Annotated in this window: 18 protein-coding genes; 7 read left to right on the top strand and 11 right to left on the bottom strand. The window is 61.0% G+C overall.

Annotation, left to right across the window (positions count from 1 at the left end; genetic code table 11):
• Positions 1-134: 134 nt before the first annotated feature.
• The 6 genes from AC1DDA_RS24495 to AC1DDA_RS24470 form a co-directional block, all read right to left on the bottom strand.
• The gene (locus AC1DDA_RS24495; RefSeq protein WP_476797769.1) at positions 135-548 is read right to left on the bottom strand and encodes a PD-(D/E)XK nuclease family protein; all 414 of its coding nucleotides are present in this window, start codon (positions 546-548) and stop codon (positions 135-137) included.
• Between the two features lie 438 nt (positions 549-986).
• Positions 987-2,156 carry an ATP-binding protein gene (locus AC1DDA_RS24490; protein WP_476797768.1) on the bottom strand — a complete coding sequence of 390 codons (1,170 nt, stop codon included), beginning with the start codon at positions 2,154-2,156 and terminating at the stop codon, positions 987-989.
• A gap of 664 nt (positions 2,157-2,820) precedes the next feature.
• A complete protein-coding gene (locus AC1DDA_RS24485) occupies positions 2,821-3,063 on the bottom strand; it encodes a hypothetical protein (protein WP_476797767.1) in 243 nt (80 codons plus the stop codon).
• Between the two features lie 366 nt (positions 3,064-3,429).
• Positions 3,430-5,508, bottom strand: coding sequence for a recombinase family protein (locus AC1DDA_RS24480; protein WP_476797766.1), 2,079 nt, complete (start codon positions 5,506-5,508; stop codon positions 3,430-3,432).
• Positions 5,509-5,640: 132 nt separating this feature from the next.
• Positions 5,641-6,186: a hypothetical protein gene (locus tag AC1DDA_RS24475; protein ID WP_476797765.1), complete on the bottom strand. Its 546-nt coding sequence runs from the start codon at positions 6,184-6,186 to the stop codon at positions 5,641-5,643.
• 808 nt (positions 6,187-6,994) lie between these two features.
• Positions 6,995-7,846, bottom strand: a complete 852-nt coding sequence (locus tag AC1DDA_RS24470) for an SDR family oxidoreductase (protein ID WP_476797764.1) — start codon at positions 7,844-7,846, stop codon at positions 6,995-6,997.
• An 895-nt stretch (positions 7,847-8,741) separates the two neighbouring features.
• Between AC1DDA_RS24470 and AC1DDA_RS24465 the strand changes: the two genes are divergently transcribed.
• Both AC1DDA_RS24465 and AC1DDA_RS24460 read left to right on the top strand, forming a co-directional pair.
• On the top strand, positions 8,742-9,164 hold the full coding sequence (locus tag AC1DDA_RS24465; protein WP_476797763.1) for a LexA family protein: 423 nt from the start codon (positions 8,742-8,744) through the stop codon (positions 9,162-9,164).
• Positions 9,161-10,447, top strand: a complete 1,287-nt coding sequence (locus tag AC1DDA_RS24460) for a Y-family DNA polymerase (protein ID WP_476797762.1) — start codon at positions 9,161-9,163, stop codon at positions 10,445-10,447. Before AC1DDA_RS24465 ends, AC1DDA_RS24460 begins: the two co-directional genes overlap by 4 nt.
• Before the next feature lie 1,093 nt (positions 10,448-11,540).
• On the opposite strand, the gene AC1DDA_RS24455 is transcribed toward AC1DDA_RS24460, so the two are convergent.
• The 3 genes from AC1DDA_RS24455 to AC1DDA_RS24445 all read right to left on the bottom strand — a co-directional run bounded on the left by AC1DDA_RS24455 (position 11,541) and on the right by AC1DDA_RS24445 (position 13,481).
• Positions 11,541-12,713 carry a zinc-dependent alcohol dehydrogenase gene (locus AC1DDA_RS24455; protein WP_476797761.1) on the bottom strand — a complete coding sequence of 391 codons (1,173 nt, stop codon included), beginning with the start codon at positions 12,711-12,713 and terminating at the stop codon, positions 11,541-11,543.
• 379 nt (positions 12,714-13,092) lie between these two features.
• A complete protein-coding gene (locus tag AC1DDA_RS24450; protein WP_476797760.1) occupies positions 13,093-13,329 on the bottom strand; it encodes a response regulator in 237 nt (78 codons plus the stop codon).
• Positions 13,323-13,481: a hypothetical protein gene (locus tag AC1DDA_RS24445; protein WP_476797759.1), complete on the bottom strand. Its 159-nt coding sequence runs from the start codon at positions 13,479-13,481 to the stop codon at positions 13,323-13,325. Before AC1DDA_RS24445 ends, AC1DDA_RS24450 begins: the two co-directional genes overlap by 7 nt.
• A 292-nt stretch (positions 13,482-13,773) precedes the next feature.
• On the opposite strand from AC1DDA_RS24445, the gene AC1DDA_RS24440 reads away from it, so the two are divergent.
• Both AC1DDA_RS24440 and hemN read left to right on the top strand, forming a co-directional pair.
• On the top strand, positions 13,774-14,229 hold the full coding sequence (locus AC1DDA_RS24440) for a pseudoazurin (protein WP_476797758.1): 456 nt from the start codon (positions 13,774-13,776) through the stop codon (positions 14,227-14,229).
• 111 nt (positions 14,230-14,340) lie between these two features.
• Positions 14,341-15,681 carry an oxygen-independent coproporphyrinogen III oxidase gene (hemN, locus tag AC1DDA_RS24435; protein ID WP_476797771.1) on the top strand — a complete coding sequence of 447 codons (1,341 nt, stop codon included), beginning with the start codon at positions 14,341-14,343 and terminating at the stop codon, positions 15,679-15,681.
• A 150-nt stretch (positions 15,682-15,831) separates the two neighbouring features.
• Here hemN and AC1DDA_RS24430 read toward each other — a convergent pair whose 3' ends face one another.
• Together AC1DDA_RS24430 and AC1DDA_RS24425 are read right to left on the bottom strand one after the other, a co-directional pair.
• Positions 15,832-16,419, bottom strand: coding sequence for a UbiX family flavin prenyltransferase (locus AC1DDA_RS24430; protein WP_476797757.1), 588 nt, complete (start codon positions 16,417-16,419; stop codon positions 15,832-15,834).
• Positions 16,416-17,963, bottom strand: a complete 1,548-nt coding sequence (locus tag AC1DDA_RS24425; RefSeq protein WP_476797756.1) for a UbiD family decarboxylase — start codon at positions 17,961-17,963, stop codon at positions 16,416-16,418. Before AC1DDA_RS24425 ends, AC1DDA_RS24430 begins: the two co-directional genes overlap by 4 nt.
• 84 nt (positions 17,964-18,047) lie before the next feature.
• Here AC1DDA_RS24425 and ubiT point away from each other — a divergent pair, with 84 nt between their 5' ends.
• Genes ubiT through ubiV form a run of 3 tightly spaced genes read left to right on the top strand, consistent with a single transcriptional unit; the run spans position 18,048 to position 20,494 of the window.
• Positions 18,048-18,599 (top strand): ubiquinone anaerobic biosynthesis accessory factor UbiT, encoded by a 552-nt coding sequence (gene ubiT / locus AC1DDA_RS24420; RefSeq protein ID WP_476797755.1) that lies wholly within the window; start codon positions 18,048-18,050, stop codon positions 18,597-18,599.
• Positions 18,590-19,567: a ubiquinone anaerobic biosynthesis protein UbiU gene (gene ubiU / locus AC1DDA_RS24415; protein ID WP_476797754.1), complete on the top strand. Its 978-nt coding sequence runs from the start codon at positions 18,590-18,592 to the stop codon at positions 19,565-19,567. The genes ubiT and ubiU overlap by 10 nt, the downstream gene beginning before the upstream one ends.
• Before the next feature lie 30 nt (positions 19,568-19,597).
• Positions 19,598-20,494: a ubiquinone anaerobic biosynthesis protein UbiV gene (gene ubiV / locus AC1DDA_RS24410; RefSeq protein WP_476797753.1), complete on the top strand. Its 897-nt coding sequence runs from the start codon at positions 19,598-19,600 to the stop codon at positions 20,492-20,494.
• The last annotated feature ends 9 nt before the right edge of the window (positions 20,495-20,503 follow it).

The raw sequence follows: 20,503 nt of genomic DNA, 5'->3' as shown, positions 1-20,503 counted from the left end.
GCCACAGACCCCACTCGGCCCTCGGCAACATCACGCCCGCCGAGTTCGCCCTCAAATCCACGCTGGAAAAACAGGCCGCATGAGGCCAGAAACGAAACTCAGGACTCTCTCTCAGACCGGAGGAGAAAAGGGTCTCAGGTCAGCAGCGCCTGCATCAGATCAAAAAACCTTGTCGTAAGATCGAGATGCGGAGCCAACCGTGAGGCGATTTCCTTTACCCCCCAGACCTGCAGCCAAGCAGGAACGCGCGTCAGGATCTCCGCTGACAGAGTAATGACGAGGACAGCATCCTGCGCGCCGACACGCTTCATCATGCGGCCAATCTGATAATAAGCATCCGCGATGTTGTGTCTCACGATGCCAGGCGCGCGGTGGACTTTGACTTCTACAACAGTGGGGCGTCCGTCCAATTTAACCACAAGATCCGGCTCCAGCGGCTCTTCGGCCCGCCGAATTTGATGRCCTTCACGCTCCAGCAGATCCGCAATCAACTGCGTGAATGAGGCCTCGATCTGAAAAATGCGATCAGCGTCGCTCCGTTCGTTCATCCCATTCATTCCCTGGTCAAGTTGCGGTCAAGCAAGCTGAGACAGATTAAGATTTTCGCGCGGGGGCGATGCAAGAGCTGGATGCTTACGGCACGGCTCGTGCCAGAATTTATAGGACAGCTGCTGACTGTCGGAGTGAGCTGTCTCGGTAAGAAAGACGCTCGATCGTTAGTCCGGACGCGGCGGCGTGCTTCGCGAGCAGCCGGCAGTCTATGCAGGGACGCGCGCTTTCAGCGAGTGCATACGAGGATCTCGGCGCCTAAGTCGTAGCTCGATTGATGGCGTTGGCTTGCCAATTTCCCCAATCAACTTGGACGCAATGGCTCCCGATTGTCCGCGCGATGTCACCTGATCGAGCGTTGTGAAGCGTGCGACGTTGAATCGGGCGACAGAGTCTGATTCCTACCGCCTGGCCGCGATACGACAGCCGGCGCGGCTCTAGGAGCCGTGCGAGAGAAGGTCGCGACCGAACTCTGGCAGGGGCAGGGCATCGATGCCGTCGGCCAAAGGAAAACGTTCCGCTCCAGGATAGACAACTATGCGCCGCTGTGGTCGCAGGTCCTCGCAGGCATGATGGAAGCCACGCTCGACCTTGGGCGCGAGGCTGCGCTTGACCTCTATGGCCCAGCGTTCCCCCGCTGGCAGCGTCAGAACCAGATCGACCTCGGCCCCGGCGCCGCTACGATAAAAGCTTGCCTGCGTACCCTTCGGCATGGCCGCGTGGGCGGTCTCGATCACCATGCCTTCCCAGCTCGCGCCGGCGACGGGATGGGCTAGCAAGTCGTCGAGCGCGGTAATGCCAAGCAGGGCATGGACGATGCCGCAGTCGCGAACGTAGACGCGGGGCGACTTTACGAGCCGCTTACCTGCATTGGAGTGCCACGGCTCCAAGCGGCGAACGAGCAGCAAGTCCACCAGCAGATCAAGATATGATGCCACGGTCTTGCCGTCGATGCCGAGGGCGCGGGCTAGCTCGGCCGCGTTCAGCAGGCCTGACTGACGGTGCGCGAGCATTGTCCAGAAGCGCCGCAGCGTTTCGGCAGCGATGCGCGGACCCAGCATCGGAATGTCGCGCTCCAGATAGGTGCGGATGAAGTCCTGTCTCCAGCGCAGGCTTGCCCGATCGTTGGCGGCGAGGAAGCTGTCGGGAAATCCGCCGCGGACCCACAGGCGATCGAGATCGGCAGGGGGGACTTCCAGCGCGTCGATCGGACCGAGCTCCGTATAGGCGATGCGCCCCGCAAGCGTCTCGCCGGACTGCTTCAGCAACTCAATCGACGCTGACCCGAGAAGAAGGAAACGGCCAGCGCGCAGTCCCTTGCGCCGGCCTCGGTCGATCAGGCCGCGAAGGTTCCGGAACAGGTCCGGCATTCTCTGGACCTCATCAAGGATGACGAGCTTATCTTCGTGACCGGCGAGGTATAATTCTGGCTCAGAGAGCTTGGCGCGGTCCCCGTCGGATTCGAGATCCAGGTACAGCGAGGGACGCCGCTCCCCGATCTCAAGGGCAAGCGTTGTCTTGCCGACCTGTCGCGGGCCGAGCAGGGCAACGGCGGGGCTTTCGTCGAGGAGCGTGGCGAGGTTGCCAGCCATTCTACGATCGATCATCCTTGCAATTATGGAGTTACATTCCGGATTTGCAAGGATAAATCTCTTCCGCTGCCCCCAGGTGGTGGAGCCGCCAAACCGGCAAGTGTGGCCCGCTTCACCCCATCGCCAGACCTTGAATCCAGAATGGATTCGTCGCTGCGGTTGACTCCTAACTCACCGTGAAGCGTAGTCCCCACAGGCGGTTTCGCACCTTCTTGGCGCCCTTTGCGAGGAGGAAGCGGGGGATATGAAACCGACAGTTGAGAGCTATACCGGCGCTCTACCTTGGTATGAGCGAGAGGACTTTGATCGCCTCTGGGAACTGGCTGGCGATCATGACGTCGTTCCGCGAGATTATGACCTGTGGCATGCGAGAGCACTCGCGGTCATCCATGCATGGCTATCGCGTGGGCGAGCCTTACAGATCGTGACTATAAAGCCCGAAGAGTTTCTCGCGTGGCTAGCGGAAAGAGATCTTCCCAACGTTGCCGCCACACGGCTTCGGTATGTCGAAGAGAAAGCAAGGGCCGCGGGCAGCGTAGCGGGTGGGAACGGACTCCATGCTCCGGCCGGGCCCGCCGCCAACAGCAATCAGAAGAACGTCGGCCCTTAACCGTTTTCTTGCGAGATTTCGATTTCGTAGCTCCTTAAGAGTGCAAAGAAGCCCGCTTTGTGGACCTGATCACGGCAGCGACTTTGCGCGTGACGCCGCTGCTGACTGTCGGAGGTGGAGCAGGACGTTTCGCTTGAGGTCCTCTTCGTCCAAGGCCATGGGCGCGAGCTCCGCAACCAGATGCGCAACTCTTCGCTTTTCGCCGTCGAGGCGGGCTTCGGGAATCCGCTCTCGGATCTCATTCCAAATCGCGTCCAGCACGGCATAAGCCCGAGCGATGTCGGCCGGGTCGCTCAAGGACGAAAACGGCATGTCCTCCTCCCGAGGGATGTGATTGTGCATCGAAATTTAGGGATCCAACGCCCTTCAAGGGACATTCCGGCCCCTCAGGCTGGATCTCTTTCCTCGGCGTTGGTAGCGGGTAGTGTTGTTTGGGCGAGGATTAGTGCGTTCTTCCCCCCCTTATATATTCAAGAACCCAGGCACTGCCGTCTGGTGCCAATGCCTACGCGATGAGACTTGGCGGCGCTGAAGCGCTCGTCGATAGGCGCATCGCAATCGAACCCGAACAGGCCAGCGGAACGTCCCAGCGCCACAGCAGCCGTTGGCGTGATCCCTTTTGCCCGTACCGCTACCCCAGTTAATAGAGATGCGCCGCCCAGATGGGCGGCGCTTACGTCAATACCAGGTCAAGAAAACAGCGGGGTAAGCGGGATTGAAGGTTCTTCGCCGGTGAGGCGACATTTCTTCAAGGAATGCCCTGAGATCGTCCCACAGCCCGGAATTGTAAGACTGCCTCATCAACTTAAATCCCCTAATAGTATTCTCGACGCCAAAACTAGAAAGATCCTTCCGGCGGATTGACATCGAAGCGGCAAAGACGAGTAGATTAACGAGCTTTCGTGAGCCGTACTCGTGAGCATTTTTAAGAGCGCCGAGACGGGATCCAAACCTCTCTTCCGTCGCCGTCCACTCTTCGTCACTAAGCTCATGCGATTTTGCCTCGTAAGCCGTTAGGACCTCCTCCTTGCTCTGGTTGCGATGGTTGTGAAGATAGTAAGTCGATTCGACGGTCGGCAAGATCGCCAATCCTGCAGGTAGCTCAACTCCAAGAATAGACGCCAAACTCAGTTTCACCACGGCCTTGACCGAACGAGTACCTACAATAGGCGAGATAGACACTTCGTCGACAAGATGACGAAAAACAGCTCTCTCCGCTATCTCATTTGCCGTCAAGTCACGGTCGTGGAGGTCGATGTTTTTTGTTACGCGATCGAATACCTCAAAAAGTGATGCCCGTCGCGTAGCCTCAATGACAATCCGATCGGCAAGTCGAGGCAGGCCCCTTAGCTCAGATCGCGCCTTATTCCATTCATCCGATTTCTCGGCGATCTCTTCATCGATCAGTTCCCGCGCGACGCCGCTTACACCGTTTAATTTTGCCACCCATTCCAGTACTTCAATTTTTAACTCGCCCACTCGTCGTTTGAGATACGTTTCGCGCTTCGTTATTGCATCTCGCTGACGGTCCATCTCCTGGTTGAGAAGCGACTCATACTCCTCCTCCATGCCATCAACCGCCAACACTTCGCGGATCGCGTCGAGAACGACCTTGTTTGCCGCATTGAAACTAACCATACGCGCTTTGCATACGGGCGTACTGCCATCTTTGCGCTGGCGATTCTCGTAATCACACCAGCCATAAGAGACGGGTTCCTTTTCATTATCGTTGCGAGATACCATGTGGAAGCTCTGGCCACAGAGCTCGCAGCGGATCTTGCAACTCAGAAATCGAAATCCGGCGGCTCGTTTATTTCGCCCCTTGAAACTTGCTCCTGCCGCCTCCCAAACTTCGTCGCCGACAATTTGAAGTTTCGGCAGAAATTTTGTTTGCCACTCGGAGGGGTATCGGACACGCCTTGTTTTTTTACCAAGCTTAAGGCGAGATTCGGTTTTGCGGAATACATATACTCCTTTGTAAATAGATTTCTTCAGTGCGCTGGCAATAGCTCCATTGCTCTTGGGTAGCCGACCGGGATTTTCCGTCTTACTAGGAAGTTCCCTCGCAATATTAGGGACGCTCATTCCTAGCGAGCGCGCTTTAAACATCCAAACAATTGCGTCTCGAAGTGTTTCATCGACGACATACACACCTTTTTTGTATGGGTCGCGAACAAATCCCCAAGGCAGAGCCGAAACGACTTTGCCGTCCTCAAAGGCTTGGTTTACACCGTCTTTCGACCTACTTTTCAAGGACTGCTGGTGCTTCGTGGCCGCTAAGGTCAACAACGCAACATCCGAGTCATCAAGCAGCTTATCCTGAAATATCGAGTAAACCTCAATCTGAAGCTCTTTGATTAACTCCCACGGCTTGCCAACAACCCCAAAATTTCGACCGAACCGATCGAAATCTTCCATAATTATGTACTTGATGAGACCCCGGCTCACGTCGGTCATCATACTTATAAACCCGGGACGATCGTCCGTCTCTCCAGTGTAACCCTCGTCTTCATAATAGTATTTGGGGTCTTTCTTTAGACGACGCCCAGAATATTCCGCGCCACGCTCCATCTGTCGAGGGATGGAATAATTACCCTTCTCCTTAGATCGACGGCAGTATACCGCGACCTCATCTTCAACGACGAGAAGTTGCGGGCCCAGCGCTGCTCGCCTTTCCGCCTGTTCAAGAAAGCGTGCCGAGAAGTGGGCCGAAGTGGCGCCGCGGCTGGCTGCATCGAATAGGTTGTCGGCCGGCATGGTGCATCCTTTGAAGCAAGCGTCATCAATCACTCGCGCCGCGAGAGCGACTGTCGAGCGCTGAAACCGAATTCGCGAGAGTTAAGAGGAGCTCGGGGGACGCCCCCCCCCCCCCGAAAGGACAAGGTCGCGCTAAACGTGCGCGCCCCACCAGTCGCTGAGAACATGCTCAGGGCCGTGCTCAAGCCCCCAGTCCGTTTCGTAAAACTTCCTGATCTCCTCCGTCTCCAGGTGCTCGACACCAGTGCGTGCGAGGTAGAGCCGCACACGCCGGGAGTAAATTCGAGCCAAAACACCGATGAGCTGAGGTCGGTAGGTCGAAATCTGATCGAGATGAGTAACGACGATCGCATCGAACCGACAGTCGACAACGCGACGCCCGAGCTCTAGCAGGGCTTCGCCCGGCATGCCGTGATCCACGAATGCCTCGACTTCCGCCTCGCGAAAGCGCGACGATATGAATGCCGAGCAGGTTTCATAGCGCTCATACTGCCGTTCGTAGCAGCCGCTCATATCGCGGCAGTAGATCGCGAAGCGATGCGGCTCGGACTTTACGTTGCGGGGGCGCGACAAGTGCGCCAGCACCCTGGCGCGCCGCTGCTCATCCGCACCCTCTAGCGCTCTTATAAAGCGCTCGAAGCGGTCAGGCGGCATGGTGTACTTTGTCTGAAGACTCAACGGCAACTCCCGCGCAAATGGCAACTAACAGCTCGGTTAAGGATCCACGCCCCGCTCCGGTGCAGCCCATTTAGAAACGCAAAAAAGTAATACAAGCTATTGACTTGTCTTTTTTCCGTACTTTTTTGCCTCCACCACTTCGATGTCATCACAAAATACTTGGTGGATTGGTTTATTGAATGGCTTGATAGCCTCGTGTATCAGCCGCCGTGCCTCGTTAGCCGCGAGGATTCGGAGCAAGTCAAGTATTGGCGAGTCGACTGAATTCTCGGTCTTTTTCATGGGAGACCCTTGAGAAGGCCGGCTGCAAGCGGAGCGTCGAGTCGCGAAGAGTGCGACGAGGATATCCAGGGTTTGGATTTCCAAGGGAACGCCGGCAATTTTGGGAGGGGACGCGGAAAATGCCCGGAAAGGCAATTGCGACACATCTCAACGGTAGGCCGATTTCGTTAATCGTGCGTATACGGCTCACCGCTTTTCATGAGGTGGGTGAGCGAACAACGCAGAACCTGCCCCGGCCGCGCTGCCGCTATCTAGCTTTTCAAAACCAAGCTCGTTGCGTACCCACGACTGCAATAGGTTTGTCGCTGGTAATGGGCAATAGGTATCGTTACCCGCTACCTATCATCAAAAGCGCAGCTGACTGCCGGCTGCGTGCGGTGTCGCTCATTACTCGCAGAGGTGGCGGCCATGCGCCGAGCTGCGCTTCTCCCCGGCGTCGCGTGTCCGGCGGGTAAATCGCCCGGTCCAGCGAGGCATTCCTTCGTCTTAGCTTGATCGGTGATTGAAACTCGTCCCGTTCCGCTCCCTACCCGTTCACAACCGTTCCGCCGTTCGGGTGAAGCACCTGGCCGGACATGTAGCTGGAATCCTCACATGCCAGGAACAGAAAGCTAGGCGCGACCTCGTTCGGCTGCCCGGGCCGCTTCATCGGTGTGCTCTCACCAAAGTGCTTGAGCTTCTCGGGGCTTGCTCCGCCCATCGGGTTAAGCGGCGTCCAGATCGGGCCGGGCGCCACGGCATTTACACGTATTCCCTGCTCGATCAGATTCTCGGAAAGGGCCCGCGTGAATGCGGTGATCGCGCCTTTTGTCGAGCTGTAGTCGAGCAGCTCGCTGGAACCCTGGTAGCTCGTCACGGACGTGCAGTTGACGATAACGGCGCCACTTCGGAGGTGCGGCCGCGCGGCTTGCGTCATGAAAAACATGCCAAAGATGTTAGTTTGAAACGTCCTGCGAAGCTGCTCTTCGGTGATGTCCGTAATGTCTTTATCCGGATGTTGCTCGCCAGCGTTGTTGACGAGGATATCGATCTTCCCAAACTTTTGGACCGTCCGGGCGACGGCATCGGCGCAGAATGCCTTGTCGCCGACATCTCCTGCGATAGCGATAGCACGACGCCCTTCCCGCTCGACGATGCTCACCGTCTCTTTGGCATCGTCGTGCTCGCTTAGGTAAACAATGGCGACGTCCGCGCCTTCGCGCGCGTAAAGCGCGGCAACAGCGCGACCGATGCCACTATCTGCCCCGGTGATAAGCGCGACTTTCCCGCCCAGGCGGCCGCTCCCGGGATAACGGGGCTCCCATTCCGGCTTCGGCGTCAGCGCAGACTCGTGGCCTGGTAGACCGTCTTCATGGATCATGGGCTCTTTGGAGGACATCGAACAATCCCTGGAAATAGACCGTGGCGCGTCGCGCCTTCGGCCAATCTGCCCCCAGGCCTTAGTCATCGAACAGTCTGGTCAATGACAGGTTCCCGAAATCGGACAGGTTTCAATGGCGGTTTCGTCGCGACAGGCGGTGGCCTGAGAACCGATCCCGCGGAAGTTCGTTTGAGACACAACGACGACGCCCGATGCTCCAATCGAAGGACAAGACGATGATCAGGTTGACACTGGCAGGCGCGGCTGGATGGATGCTCGCAACGCGCCCTGAGTTGCGGGAGCGCGTGGTTGGCGTTGCCCGAGATATCTTCCAGCGTCTCTCAGCGCGCTAGGACAGCTGGCGTCGGACCCATGCCTCTCAACCCATCATCCTCTCTCGCGCAGCTGTTGAACGCCCCTCTCAATGCCGGACGTGTAATCTGGCTCGGCATCAGGCCGGGCCTAGCCGCCTGCAGCTCAAATCCAACGACCGAGAGTCCTCGCAGGAGACGGCCTTAGATTTCCTGCCGCCTTGCAGGAACCAAAGCCGTCACTATCTCGTTGTCCGCGCGGTGTCATATGGCACCTGCCTGCTCTCCGGTTGGATGCGTTGCCGCGGATGTACCGGTCGCAACCGACAGGAGGGCATTGTCAGTTTCCCGGCGATGGCCGGATCCGCCTAGTCCTGACAGATGTCAGAGGCCCGCCGTTCCTCGAACGGCGGGCTTTTTACCCTCTCAAAATGCAAAATGGTAACAAGCTTCGGTACCCGCTACCTGCTACCGACACAGGTATGAATCCCACCTCGAATGCCGTCCTCCGGTCGGATTTCGTGGCCGCTGTGGAGATTCCACGTTGACAGGAATCGGGTGGCTAGTGTTCTTCTTATGTTCTCTTTTTCGAGAACGCCATCATGCTCGCTCATCCGGCCGTCGTCGGCCCTCCTGCTTTTCTCCCTGTCTTTCGGAAGCCCGTTCGCGCCGGCTTCCCCTCCCCGGCCGACGACTATCTGGACGCCCCTATCGATCTGTCGCGCGCCCTGATCAAGAACGCGCCGGCGACCTTCATCATGACAGTCGCCGGCGACAGCGCGATCGACGCTGGTATCTTTGACGGCAGTCTGATCACGGTCGATCGCAGCCTGCGACCTCGCGACGGCGACCCGGTCGTGGTCGACGTGAACGGCGAGCGCTCGGTCAAGATTTTTCGCCTCGTCGGGGGCCGATCATGGCTCGCGTTCGGCAACTGTCGCTATCCCGAATATGATCCTGGACCGGACGCCGACATCGAGATCTTCGGCGTCATAACCAACAGCGTGCGGCGCTTCCGGCGATGACCGCGAGCTTCGCCCTTATCGACGGAAACAGCTTCTATTGCTCCTGCGAGCGCGTGTTCGATCCCAAGCTCAAGGGCCGGCCGGTCATCGTGCTGTCTTACAACGATGGCTGCGCGGTCGCACGCACCAGCGAGGCCAAGGCGCTCGGCATCCGAATAGGCGCGCCGATGTTCATGATCCGCGACTTGGTGAAGCGCGAGGGCGTTGTCGTCTTCTCCTCGAACTACACCCTCTACGGCGATATGAGCCGCCGGATGAACACGGTCTACCAGCGGTTCGCTTCGGACATCGAGATCTACTCGATCGACGAGAGCTTCCTGGATACCGGGCTTGTCGAACCCGAACGCCGCGCCGATTGGGGCAAGGATCTCCGCTCAACCGTTTCGACCTGGACCGGCGTCCCGACCTGCGTCGGCATCGGTCCGACAAAGACGCTGGCCAAGCTTGCAAACAAGATCGCCAAAGGTACGCCTCAGCTCGGCGGGGTCTGCGACCTGACCAGCGCGGAGGCTCGCCGGGAGTGGCTTCGGCTCATGTCGCTCGACGATGTTTGGGGAATTGGTGCCGCCAGCCAAGCCAAGCTCAAGGCTTTCGGTTGCAAGACCGCGGCTGACGTCGCCGCCCTCGATCCGAAGCTCGCCCGCCAGACACTGACCGTCGCCGGCGAGAGGATCATCCAGGAGTTGCGCGGTCACCCGTGCATTGACCTGGAGGCGGTCGCGCCAACCCGCAAAGGCTGCGCCGTGACACGCTCTTTCGCTGGCCGCGTCGATAACCTGGAGATGATGCAGGAGGCAATCGCCTCACATGCAACCCGTCTCGGCGAAAAGCTGCGTCATCACGGCCTTGCCACCGATCATGTCACGGTTTTCTACCACACGTCTCCTTTCGACGGCGGCTCGGCGCGATCGGTATCGACAACCGTGGATTTCCCCGAAGCCAGCAACGACACGCTGGTCCTGGTCCGCGCAGCTAAATGGGGAGCGCGACGGATCTGGAAGCCCGGATATCGCTACGCTAAGGCCGGTCTCATGACCACGGACCTGGTTTCGCTGGAGATGTCGCAGCGCGCGCTGATAGGCTCGCTCGATCGCGATAAGTCTGGACGCCTCATGGCCGCGCTGGACGCCTGCAATGCGAGGCACGGCAGAGGCGCTGTATTCCCCGCGGCTGCAGGCATTGCCCGTCAGCGCAAGGCGTGGGTCACCAAATTCGACAAGCGCTCGCCGCGTTACACAACGCGATTGGATGAGGTACCTGTTGTCGGCTCACGCGCGCACTGACGATGCTAACTTTGAGGCCTGAGCTCCAGACCATCCCGTAATCGCAATCGTTGGAAATGCCGGTTGTCGACAACCTGCGTTGAATGGGACATGCAAGAGGGACTGGGCCGCCCTTTCGGCAGAGGGTGCCAGCATCCTTGACTGAGCTTGTTGCTGCATTGGCGCCGGATAATCGCTTGTGCCAGGGTGATACCGCAGGCGTTCGGGTATGGTGGGCGTTTAGCGGCAGGATGCTATCGCGGCGTTCCGGACGATAGCCGACAGGCCGGAAGTTAAGGCTGGCGCGCTCATCTGTTGGAGCGCTGCCAGCTCACTTTGTTCGTTCCCCTGTTGCCGCAAAGTGGCTCGGGTCTGAGTTTCAGGGCAATCCAACCAAGGTTGCGATTGCGAGAAATCGGCTTTCGTTGCAGCTCACCGCCCATAGGTTTGTGACAGCACTACCCACTCGGCCCGCCTCATTGCATGGGCCGGTCATCCAAATAGCGGATTGCGACTGCGGCCGCGCACTCCATATCGGGTGTTCGGTTCGCTGACCGCTCCGGCACCCTCCCGCCGGTATCCGGTTGCATCCGTTCCCCTCGAGGCTTTTGGCTTATTGCCTAGGCTTCCCCTTGGCCGGCTCCCTCTGGGACGCCGGCCTTTTTTCAGAACCGATGCCGGCCGCCTTTGTCTGAGAGAGGGCCAGCGGCCCAAGCAGGCACTGCGCCTTCTTGGTCATGCCCCATAGCTCCTCGTGTTGCTTTCATGGATGCCGATGCAGAGCCGCTCAGCCAATATGGACGCGATGCGGCTTGTCATGAAAAGTCACCATTTTGGGCATTGGTACCTATTCATGACATGAGGCCGACTGCCATAAAAGCAAACCAAAATTAGAAGCGGTAATTATTTATGGCAATTCGGCTAGGGCCATGCCCATCCAGCGCGGGTTCGGACGCTCGGCATGGAACTCCCGGCCGAGCGTATTCGGCGCGACGGCCGATCGCTGGCCCTCATCCCTGGGCAGGCTGCGATAATCAGATCATATCCGTCCTTCGCCGCTATCTCGGCGAGTTCGAATCCGTTCCGATTGCCTTTCCCATGGGACCCTCCTGCTTCACGGAGTGAGAACGACCTTGATGCAACCATCCTCCTTATCTCGGAACGTCTTGTAGAGACCCGGCCCGTCCTCGAGTCCGGCGCGGTGCGTGATCACGAAGGACGGATCGATCTCGCCGGAGGTGACCTTCTCCAGTAGGGGCGCCAGGTATCGATGCGTATGCGTCTGCCCGGTCTTCAGGGTGAGACCCTTGTTCATGAAGGCGCCCATCGGAATTTTATCGAGGAAGCCGAAATAGACGCCCGGCATCGAAATCGTACCGCCCTTCCGGCAGCACATTATCGCTTCTCTAAGTGCGTGCGGGCGATCTGTCGCGAGGTAAGTCGCCGCCTTGATTTTATCGACGACGGCATCGAAGGCGCCGCTGCCATGGGCTTCGGCGCCGACCGCCTCGATGCAGCGATCCGGGCCGCGGCCACCCGTCATCTCCATGAGCCTGTCGTAAACCGTCACGTCGTCGAAGTTGACCGTCTCTGCCCGTCCCACCGATGCCGCAAGGGCCAAGCGCTCAGGTACGTTGTCGATTGCGATGACCCGGCCAGCCCCGAACATCCATGCCGACTGGATCGCAAACTGACCGACGGGGCCGCAGCCCCAGACGGCTACGGTATCGCCCTCCTCGATATCGGCGTTCTCTGCGGCCATATATCCAGTTGGGAAAATGTCTGAAAGAAATAGGACCTGCTCGTCCGGTATGCCTGCGGGGATTTTGATGGGCCCCACATCGGCATAGGGCACTCGCAGATACTCGGCCTGTCCACCCGGAAACCCGCCGAGCATGTGCGAGTAGCCGAAGAGGCCTGACGGCGATTGCCCCATCGCCTTCCTGGCTTGATCCGCGTTCGGATTGGACCGATCGCACAGGGAAAAGAGTTGCTTTCGACAGAAGAAGCAGTCGCCGCACGCGATATTGAAGGGAACGACCACCCGGTCGCCTATCCTGAGGTTGCGAACGCCGCTGCCGACCTCGACGACCTCGCCCATAGTCTCGTGGCCTAGGACGTCGCCGGATTCCATCGTTGGCGTATAGCCGTCATAGACATGCAGGTCAGAGCCGCAGATGGCGCAGGATGTGACCTTGATGACGACATCACCGGGATCCTGGATTTGCGGATCTGGGACGGTCTCGCAGCGAATGTCGCTCTTCCCGTGCCAGCAAAGGGCTCTCATGTCAGCCTCCGAAGGTTGGCCCCCGCCACTGGTCCGAACGTGGCACTTCAATCAGCGTTCCAAGGATCGATGGCTTCCAGAGATGCTGAAGCCCGGAAGAACGCGCGTCAGCTTCGCCAGGCAGGCGATTGTTACCTGGTGAACCCCGATCGGAAGCCACACCTCACCCCATTTATCGACCGACAGTTCTTGAGCTGATGCGTGCAACCGCTGCTGGGGGCGAGCGTTGTCCTGGCTGAGAGCTAGCGCGCTCGCCGAGGCAAGAATTGTTCGAGCGAAATCAGGTCGAGCGGCTCGATTGAACGGACGCTCTTACTCACGCCGCTCCATATCTACGCGGGAACGGGCGACCAGGGCGCTCGTCGTACAGACGGCCGTGTCAGGCCTTTGTATCGACAATCGTCGCTTGGGCGCTAAAAAAGTTGTCGATTGCCATCACCAGTTGCGCATGCCTGAAGGGTTTGCTGATCAGCACGCTTTCAGGAACACCCTGCTGGGTCCATTCGTGTGCGCTGTCGCCCGTCATATAGATCACCGCGATCTCAGGCTGAAGCTCACGCGCGCGCCTGGCCAACGCCCAGCCAGTTTGACCTGGCATGCGAACATCCGTCAGCAAGAGGCCGATTTCCCACGTTGCTCCAGCTGGGCGATAGCCTCCACCGCCGAATGTGCGCTGATGACGAGGAAGCCTGCCTCGGTCAACGCGTCTTCGACGTCGAGCGCAATCAGCAGTTCGTCATCGACGCACAGGATCGTCCGCCCGTTCATGGAAGTCCTCCTGAAGGCTGGGTAACCTTCGATCGCTGCCGCAGGTTCCAAGCTGGAGACCCAACGAATCCAAAATTTCGCACGCTGCGCGCCCTTGCTACACGCGTGGCTGAGCCTGGTCGGAGAAGGCCCGTTCCAATCGCAAGCGGCCAGACGAAAAGCAACCGCTGATCCGTCGGCCGACCGCGTTCTTCTTTGCGCAAAATCAAACTGCCTCCTGGAGACCAGGCGTATCACGCTCCCCAAGAGCTCGGTGCGGCTCGCGGTTTTTCACCGAAACAGGAGAACTATAATGCGCAAAATCATTATGCTTGGCGCCCTCGTGGCGGGACTTGGAGTGGCAGGGATGGCCCAAGCGGCCGAAGTCCAGATCAAAATGCTCAATAAGGGCGCGGAAGGCGTGATGGTGTTCGAGCCTGCCGTCGTCAAAATCGCGCCCGGCGACACCGTCCGCTTTATGCCGTCCGACAAGGGCCACAATGTCGAGACGATCGAGGCGATGCTGCCCGAAGGGGCGCAGGCTGTCGTGGGCAAGATCAGCGAAGAAGTCGCCGTCACCTTCGACAAGCCCGGCGTCTATGGCTACAAGTGCAAACCCCATTATGGGATGGGCATGGTCGCTATGGTCGTTGTCGGCGATGCACCGAATCTCGACCAGGCCAAAGCTGCGACCCATCCCGGCAAGGCGAAACAGGTGTTCGCGGGCCTGTTCGATAAGCTGGCCACCCTGACAGTGGCAGCAAAGTAGGTTCTGCCGTTCCGGCCAACGCCGTCACGATCACGTTGTGGCGGTGGTCGCAATAACGCTGCCTTTGAACGGGCGCGGGATCCAATCCCAAGAGTGTTGGCTCGATCAGATATGAACGCCTTAGCGTATGCGGACGAGCGTCTTCCTCGTTACACGAGCTACCCAACCGCTCCTCAATTCCACGAGATGGGCGAGGCTCACTACACGAGCTGGCTTAGCGCCCTGGCGCAGGGCACGCCGACGTCCCTGTATCTGCACGTCCCCTTCTGCCGCTCGATGTGCTGGTACTGCGGCTGTCACACGACGGTCGCGTTGCGCGACGGGCCGATCGTCGACTATCTCGCAACTCTGCGCGGCGAGATCGCGCTGGTGGCAGAGGCGCTTTCCGCGCCGCCCGACGTGCGGCATGTCCACTTCGGCGGCGGCACCCCGACCATCCTCGAACCGGCGGATTTCGTCGCGCTCGTCGCACTGTTACGGCAGCGTTTCCAAATTCATCCGCACGCAGAGATCGCGGTTGAAATCGATCCGCGTCGGCTCGAACCGTCAATGACGGCAGCCCTTGCCGCGGCTGGGGTCAATCGTGCGAGCCTGGGCGTGCAGAGCTTCGACCCTGTGGTGCAGAAGGCTATCAATCGCATCCAGAGTGTCGAGCAGACGGCCGCTGTGACAGCCGGCCTGCGCAACGCCGGGATCGCGGCAGTCAGCTTCGACCTGATTTACGGACTGCCGAAGCAGACGCTGCAATCCTGCCTCGACACTGTCGAGCAGTGCCTGCCGATGCGGCCCGACCGCTTCTCGATCTTTGGCTATGCACATGTGCCGGAATTCAAAAAGCACCAGCGCCGTATCGCGACGGTGGACCTGCCGGACGGCAAGGCCCGGCACGAGCAGGCCGAACTCATGGCACGCCTGCTTACCGAGGCGGGCTACGTCCGAATCGGGCTCGATCATTTCGCCCTCCCCGAGGACCCGATGGCACACGCGCTGTCGCAGGGTCGGCTCCATCGAAACTTCCAAGGTTACACGACCGACCCCTGCGAGGCGCTGATCGGACTTGGCGCCTCCGCGATCGGTAAGCTGCCGCAAGGTTTCGTTCAGAACGAAGTTGTCATCGGCCGTTATGCGGAACGCATCGCCGACGGCGTCCTGCCCACCCGCAGGGGTTATCGCTTGACGCCCGAGGATCGCCTCCGGGCCGAACTGATCGAGCGGATAATGTGCGACCTCACTGTCGACATCGATTCGATCTGCGCCCAGCACCCTGTCGATGCGCGGATACTCGCGCCCGCACGACGCAAGCTAGACCAGCTGGCTCATGAAGGTCTCGTCGTCTTCGATGGCAGGCGCGTGCTCCTGCCGGAGGAGGCGCGCTTGCTGGTCCGCAAGGTCGCTTCGGTCTTCGACGCCCATCTCGATCAGGCGCAGAGGCAATTCAGCCGCGCCGTGTGAACCGTCGCAATCACGCAAGCCCGAGAGTCATGCCCTCTGGCCATCTCCCGACAAGCCATGGCAGCACGCCGGCCGCTGCAGTGCCTGCGGCCAGGACGAAGAAGCTTCGAAAGGGCTGGCTCGCGCAGGCAGCCCAGCCATTCGTGGTCGTCACACTTGAACGCTCTGCCACTCGATGATCGGTAACGCCTCGAGGTCGAGGTCAAGCAGTCCGATGGCGCGTAGCGCGATCTGATCGACGATATCTGCGATGTCGCGCGGCTTCAGATAGAAGGCAGGCACGGGCGGCGCGATGATTGCGCCGTATTCCGTGACCTGCGCCATGGCGCGCAGATGGCCGAGATGCAGCGGGCTCTCCCTGACCACCAGCACGAGCCTCCGCCGCTCCTTGAGCTGAACGTCTGCTGCGCGTGCCAGCAGATCCCCGAGCTGACCGTAGGCGATGGCGCTGAGGCTGCGCATCGAGCACGGAGCGACGATCATGCCGGCGGTACGAAAGGAGCCGCTGGCGATGCTAGCGCCGATATCGCGGTGATCGTGGCAATGGGAGGCCAGCGCCCGTGCGCGTGCCGGGGCGTCCGGATCGATCTCCGCTGCAAGCGTGCGTTCCGCCGCCGGGGAGATGACGAGATGCGTCTCGACCTGACGAGTCTCGGACAGCCGCTCCAGCACCCGAAGCCCGATCGCCGCACCCGAAGCGCCGCTAATGCCGACGACGATGCGCATCGGCCGGCTCATCGCGGAACTCCGGAGGCTGGCGCCAGCCCGAGCGAGGGCCAGAGCGCGTCGACCCGAGCACTGACAGCCGGATCCATGGCCATCGGCCGGCCCCATTCGCGCTCAGTCTCGGGAGCGAGCTTGTTGGTGGCGTCGATGCCCAGCTTGCCGCCCAGCCCAGGCTTCGGCGAGGCGAAATCGAGATAGTCGATCGGCGTGTCGGTGAGGGTGAGGAGATCGCGGCTCGCATCGGTGCGGGTCGCGACGGCCCACATTACCTGCGTCCAGTCGCGCGGATCGATGTCGGCGTCCACGACGATGACGAGCTTGGTGTAGCTGAACTGCGGCAGCAGCGACCATAGGCCGAGCATGAGTCGGCGCGCCTGTCCCGGATAGCGCTTGGCGATGGCGACGACGGCGATCCGGTAGGAGCAGGCCTCTGGCGGCAGCCAGACATCAATCACTTCGGGAAACTGCTGCTGCAGCAGCGGCAGGAACAGGGTATTAAGCGCCTCGCCGATGCGTGAGGGCTCGTCCGGCGCCCGGCCGGTGAAGGTCGAGAGATAGAGTGGCGCCCGCCGCATCGTCACCGCCGTGACCTTCATCACCGGGAAGGGCTCGACTGCGTTGTAATAGCCGGTGTGGTCGCCATAGGGCCCTTCCGGCGCCGTCTCATCCGGCGAGACCAACCCTTCGATCACGATCTCGGCCTCAGCCGGCACCAACAATGGAATGCTGACGCATGGGACGAGCGCCGGTCGCTCGCCGCGCAGCAGGCCGGAGAAGCGCAACTCCGGAATCGTCTCCGGCAAGGGGAGGACGGCGGAGAGGATCGTCGCCGGGTCGGCGCCGATGACGACGGCAATCGGCATCTCGCGGCCGAGCCGGCGCCATTGCCCATGGTGGCGTGCGCCACCGCGATGGGCGAGCCAGCGCAGAATCGCGCGATCGCGGCCGAGCACCTGCATCCGATAGACGCCGAGATTGCTCTCGTCCTGTGGTGAGGAATCGGGCGGCACGGTCAGTACCAGCGGCCAGGTGATGAGTGGCGCCGGCTCGCCGGGCCAGCAGAGCTGGATCGGCAACGCCGCCAAGTCGATGGCCTCGCCTCGGAAGACCAGCTCCTGCACCGGCGCACGCTTGCAGATACGAGGGCGCATCGACAAGGCCGCGCGCGCCAACGGCAGTGCCTTCCAGGCTTCGGAGAGATCGCGCGGCGGTTTGGGTTCACGTAGGTCGGCAAGGATGCGGCCGAGCGCCGGCAGGTTGCGCTTTTCAACCCCTAGACCCCACGCCACGCGCTCCACCGTGCCGAAGAGATTGGTCAGCAGCGGTACATGCGAAACCGTTCCGTCCGGCTGTACCGGGCGCTCGAACAACAGTGCAGGCCCGCTTTCGGCAATGACGCGGCGATGAATCTCGGTGATCTCGTGCGCCACCCTGACCGGCTCCGAGATCCGCCGGAGCTGACCGGCGCCATCGAGATGGGCGAGGAAGGCGCTGAGGTCGCGAAAATGGGGCAGGTCTCGGATCGGCAAAGGCAAGGGCTCCGGTTGCCGGAACATCGCCCGCTTCATTCGCGGACGTCTTTGCGCCGGAACAACGAGCGCATCAGCTTCCGCCCTAGTCTCCGGCGCAGGAGGTAAGCAATGCCGAGGCCGGAAGAGACACGATTGCATGCGGTGACACCGCGGTTGCCACCATGGCTGGCGCGGGCGGTCGCGCCCTTGCCGCTTGCGCCGCTGCAGCCGGCATTGGCTCTGCTGCTCGACCGCATCGGCCGCTCCCATCCCGATCTTTACGATCGCCTAGGCGAGCATGCCCAGAAGCGCTTCGGCATCGATCCGACCGATCTGCCCTTCGCCTTCGTGCTTGAGCCGAAGCCGCGCCGCCCGCTGGCGCGCGCCCTCCGCGAATTGCCGGCCGGGCTCGATGCCAGCATCCGCGGTCCGTTGGCGGGGCTGATCGGCATGGCGGAAGGGACGCTCGACGCAGATGCCCTGTTCTTCTCGCGGGTGCTCTGGGTGGAGGGGGATGTGGCCGCTGCGCTCGCCCTGCGCAATGCCATCGACGATGCTCGCATCGATTTTGGTGCGCTCCTGTTCGGTGGTCTCGGGCCTGTCGGTGCGCGTCTGGCGGATGTCATGCGCGAGCGGATGCGTGCGCGACCCGGTGTATCGGAGGATCCGGCGTGGAGCTGATCTGCCCGGCCGGGACGCCGGCGAGTCTCGAAGCGGCGGTGGAGGCGGGAGCGGACGCCGTCTATTGCGGATTCCGTGACGAGACCAACGCCCGCAATTTCCCCGGCCTCAATTTTTCGCGCGAGGAGTTGCGCAAGGGCATCGCCTTCGCGCATCGCCATGGTGCCAGGGTGCTGGTCGCGATCAACACCTTCGCGCGGGCAGGCTCCTTTGGGCTCTGGCAGTCGGCGATCGACGACGCTGCCGCGGCCGGGGCCGATGCCCTGATCCTGGCCGACCTCGCGACGCTCGACTATGCCGCCCGCCGTCACCCCGATCAGAGGCTGCACGTCTCGGTGCAGGCGGGGGCGGCCAATCCCGACGCGATCCGCTTCTATGCCGAAAGCTTCGGTGCGCGCCGCGTCGTGCTGCCGCGCGTGCTCAGCGTCCCGGAGATCGCCGTGATCGCGCGCGAGAGCAGCTGCGAGACTGAGGTTTTCGTCTTCGGCGGCCTGTGCGTGATGGAGGAGGGGCGCTGTTCGCTCTCGTCCTACGCCACCGGCCAGTCACCGAACATGAATGGGGTCTGCTCTCCGGCCAGCCATGTCGCCTATGCCGAGCGCGACGGACACATCGTCTCGACGCTTGGTGGGATCACCATCAATAGATTCGGGAAGAACGAGCCGGCCGGCTATCCGACCTTGTGCAAGGGCCGCTTCGCCACGCCGAAGAGCTCCGGCTATATTTTCGAGGAACCGGTGAGCCTCGATGCTGCCACGCTGCTGCCAGCCTTGCGGGACGCTGGCGTGACAGCACTAAAGATCGAGGGTCGCCAGCGCGGCCGCGCCTACATCGCCGGTGTCGTGCGCTCCTTCCGTAAAATTCTCGCTGCACTTGATGAGGGCCGTAGCGCCGCCGGAGCCGGCCTCGCCGCCTTGGCGGAAGGACAGGCGAGCACGGTCGGCGCCTATCGCAAGACCTGGCGATAGTGCCCGGGATCGACGGAGGGATTACCAAAAATGCAGCTCACCCTGGGGCCGGTCCTCTATCATTGGGCGCCGGAGCGCTGGCGCGATTTCCATTACCGGATCGCGGATGAAGCACCGGTGGACACCGTGGTGGTCGGCGAGGCGGTCTGTTCGAAGCGCACTTCCTTCAAGCAGGACTACCTTCCTGCTGTGGTCGAGCGCCTCGAAGCGGCCGGCAAGCGGGTACTGCATGCTTCACTGATTCTGGTTTCGCTTCCGCGCGAGCGTCGCCAGACCCGCGAACTGATGCAAGCCGAGGAGGCCGAGGTCGAGATCAACGATCTGACCTGCCTTGCCTCCCTTGGCGAGCGGCCCTTTGCAGCCGGCCCCTTCGTCAACGTCTATAATGAAGGCACAGCGGGCTTTCTGGCTCGGCGAGGAGCGACACGCATCTGCCTGCCGCCGGAGCTGCCACTGTCAGCAGTCAAGACCATCGCCACCGCATTGCCCCAGCTTGCCATTGAGGTCTTTGCTTTCGGCAAGGTGCCGCTCGCGATCTCGGCGCGTTGCTATCATGCTCGCGCCCACAAGCTAACCAAGGACAATTGCCGTTTCGTCTGCGAGCAGGACCCCGACGGCATGCCAGTTGAAACGCTCGACGGCGCCGGCTTCCTCTCGGTCAACGGCGTGCAGACCCTCTCGCATACCTCGGCCAGCCTGCTGCGGGACATTCCGGCGCTGCGCGGGGCAGGCGTCGACTCGCTGAGGCTGTCGCCGCAGGATTGCGACATGGTCGCGGTCGCGCGGCTGTTCCGCGATGTCGCAGACGAGCGCCTCGACCCGGAAGAAGCCGAAAGGCTTCTTGGAGCGGTCTATCCTGACGTGCCGCTGGCCAATGGCTTCCTGCATGGGTGTCCTGGCCACGTTCGTGTGGCAGCGCAAATTTAGACGCAATGC

The organism is Allobosea sp. 10N428 (assembly GCF_056394545.1).
This window is presented reverse-complemented; position numbering and strand designations above follow the sequence as displayed.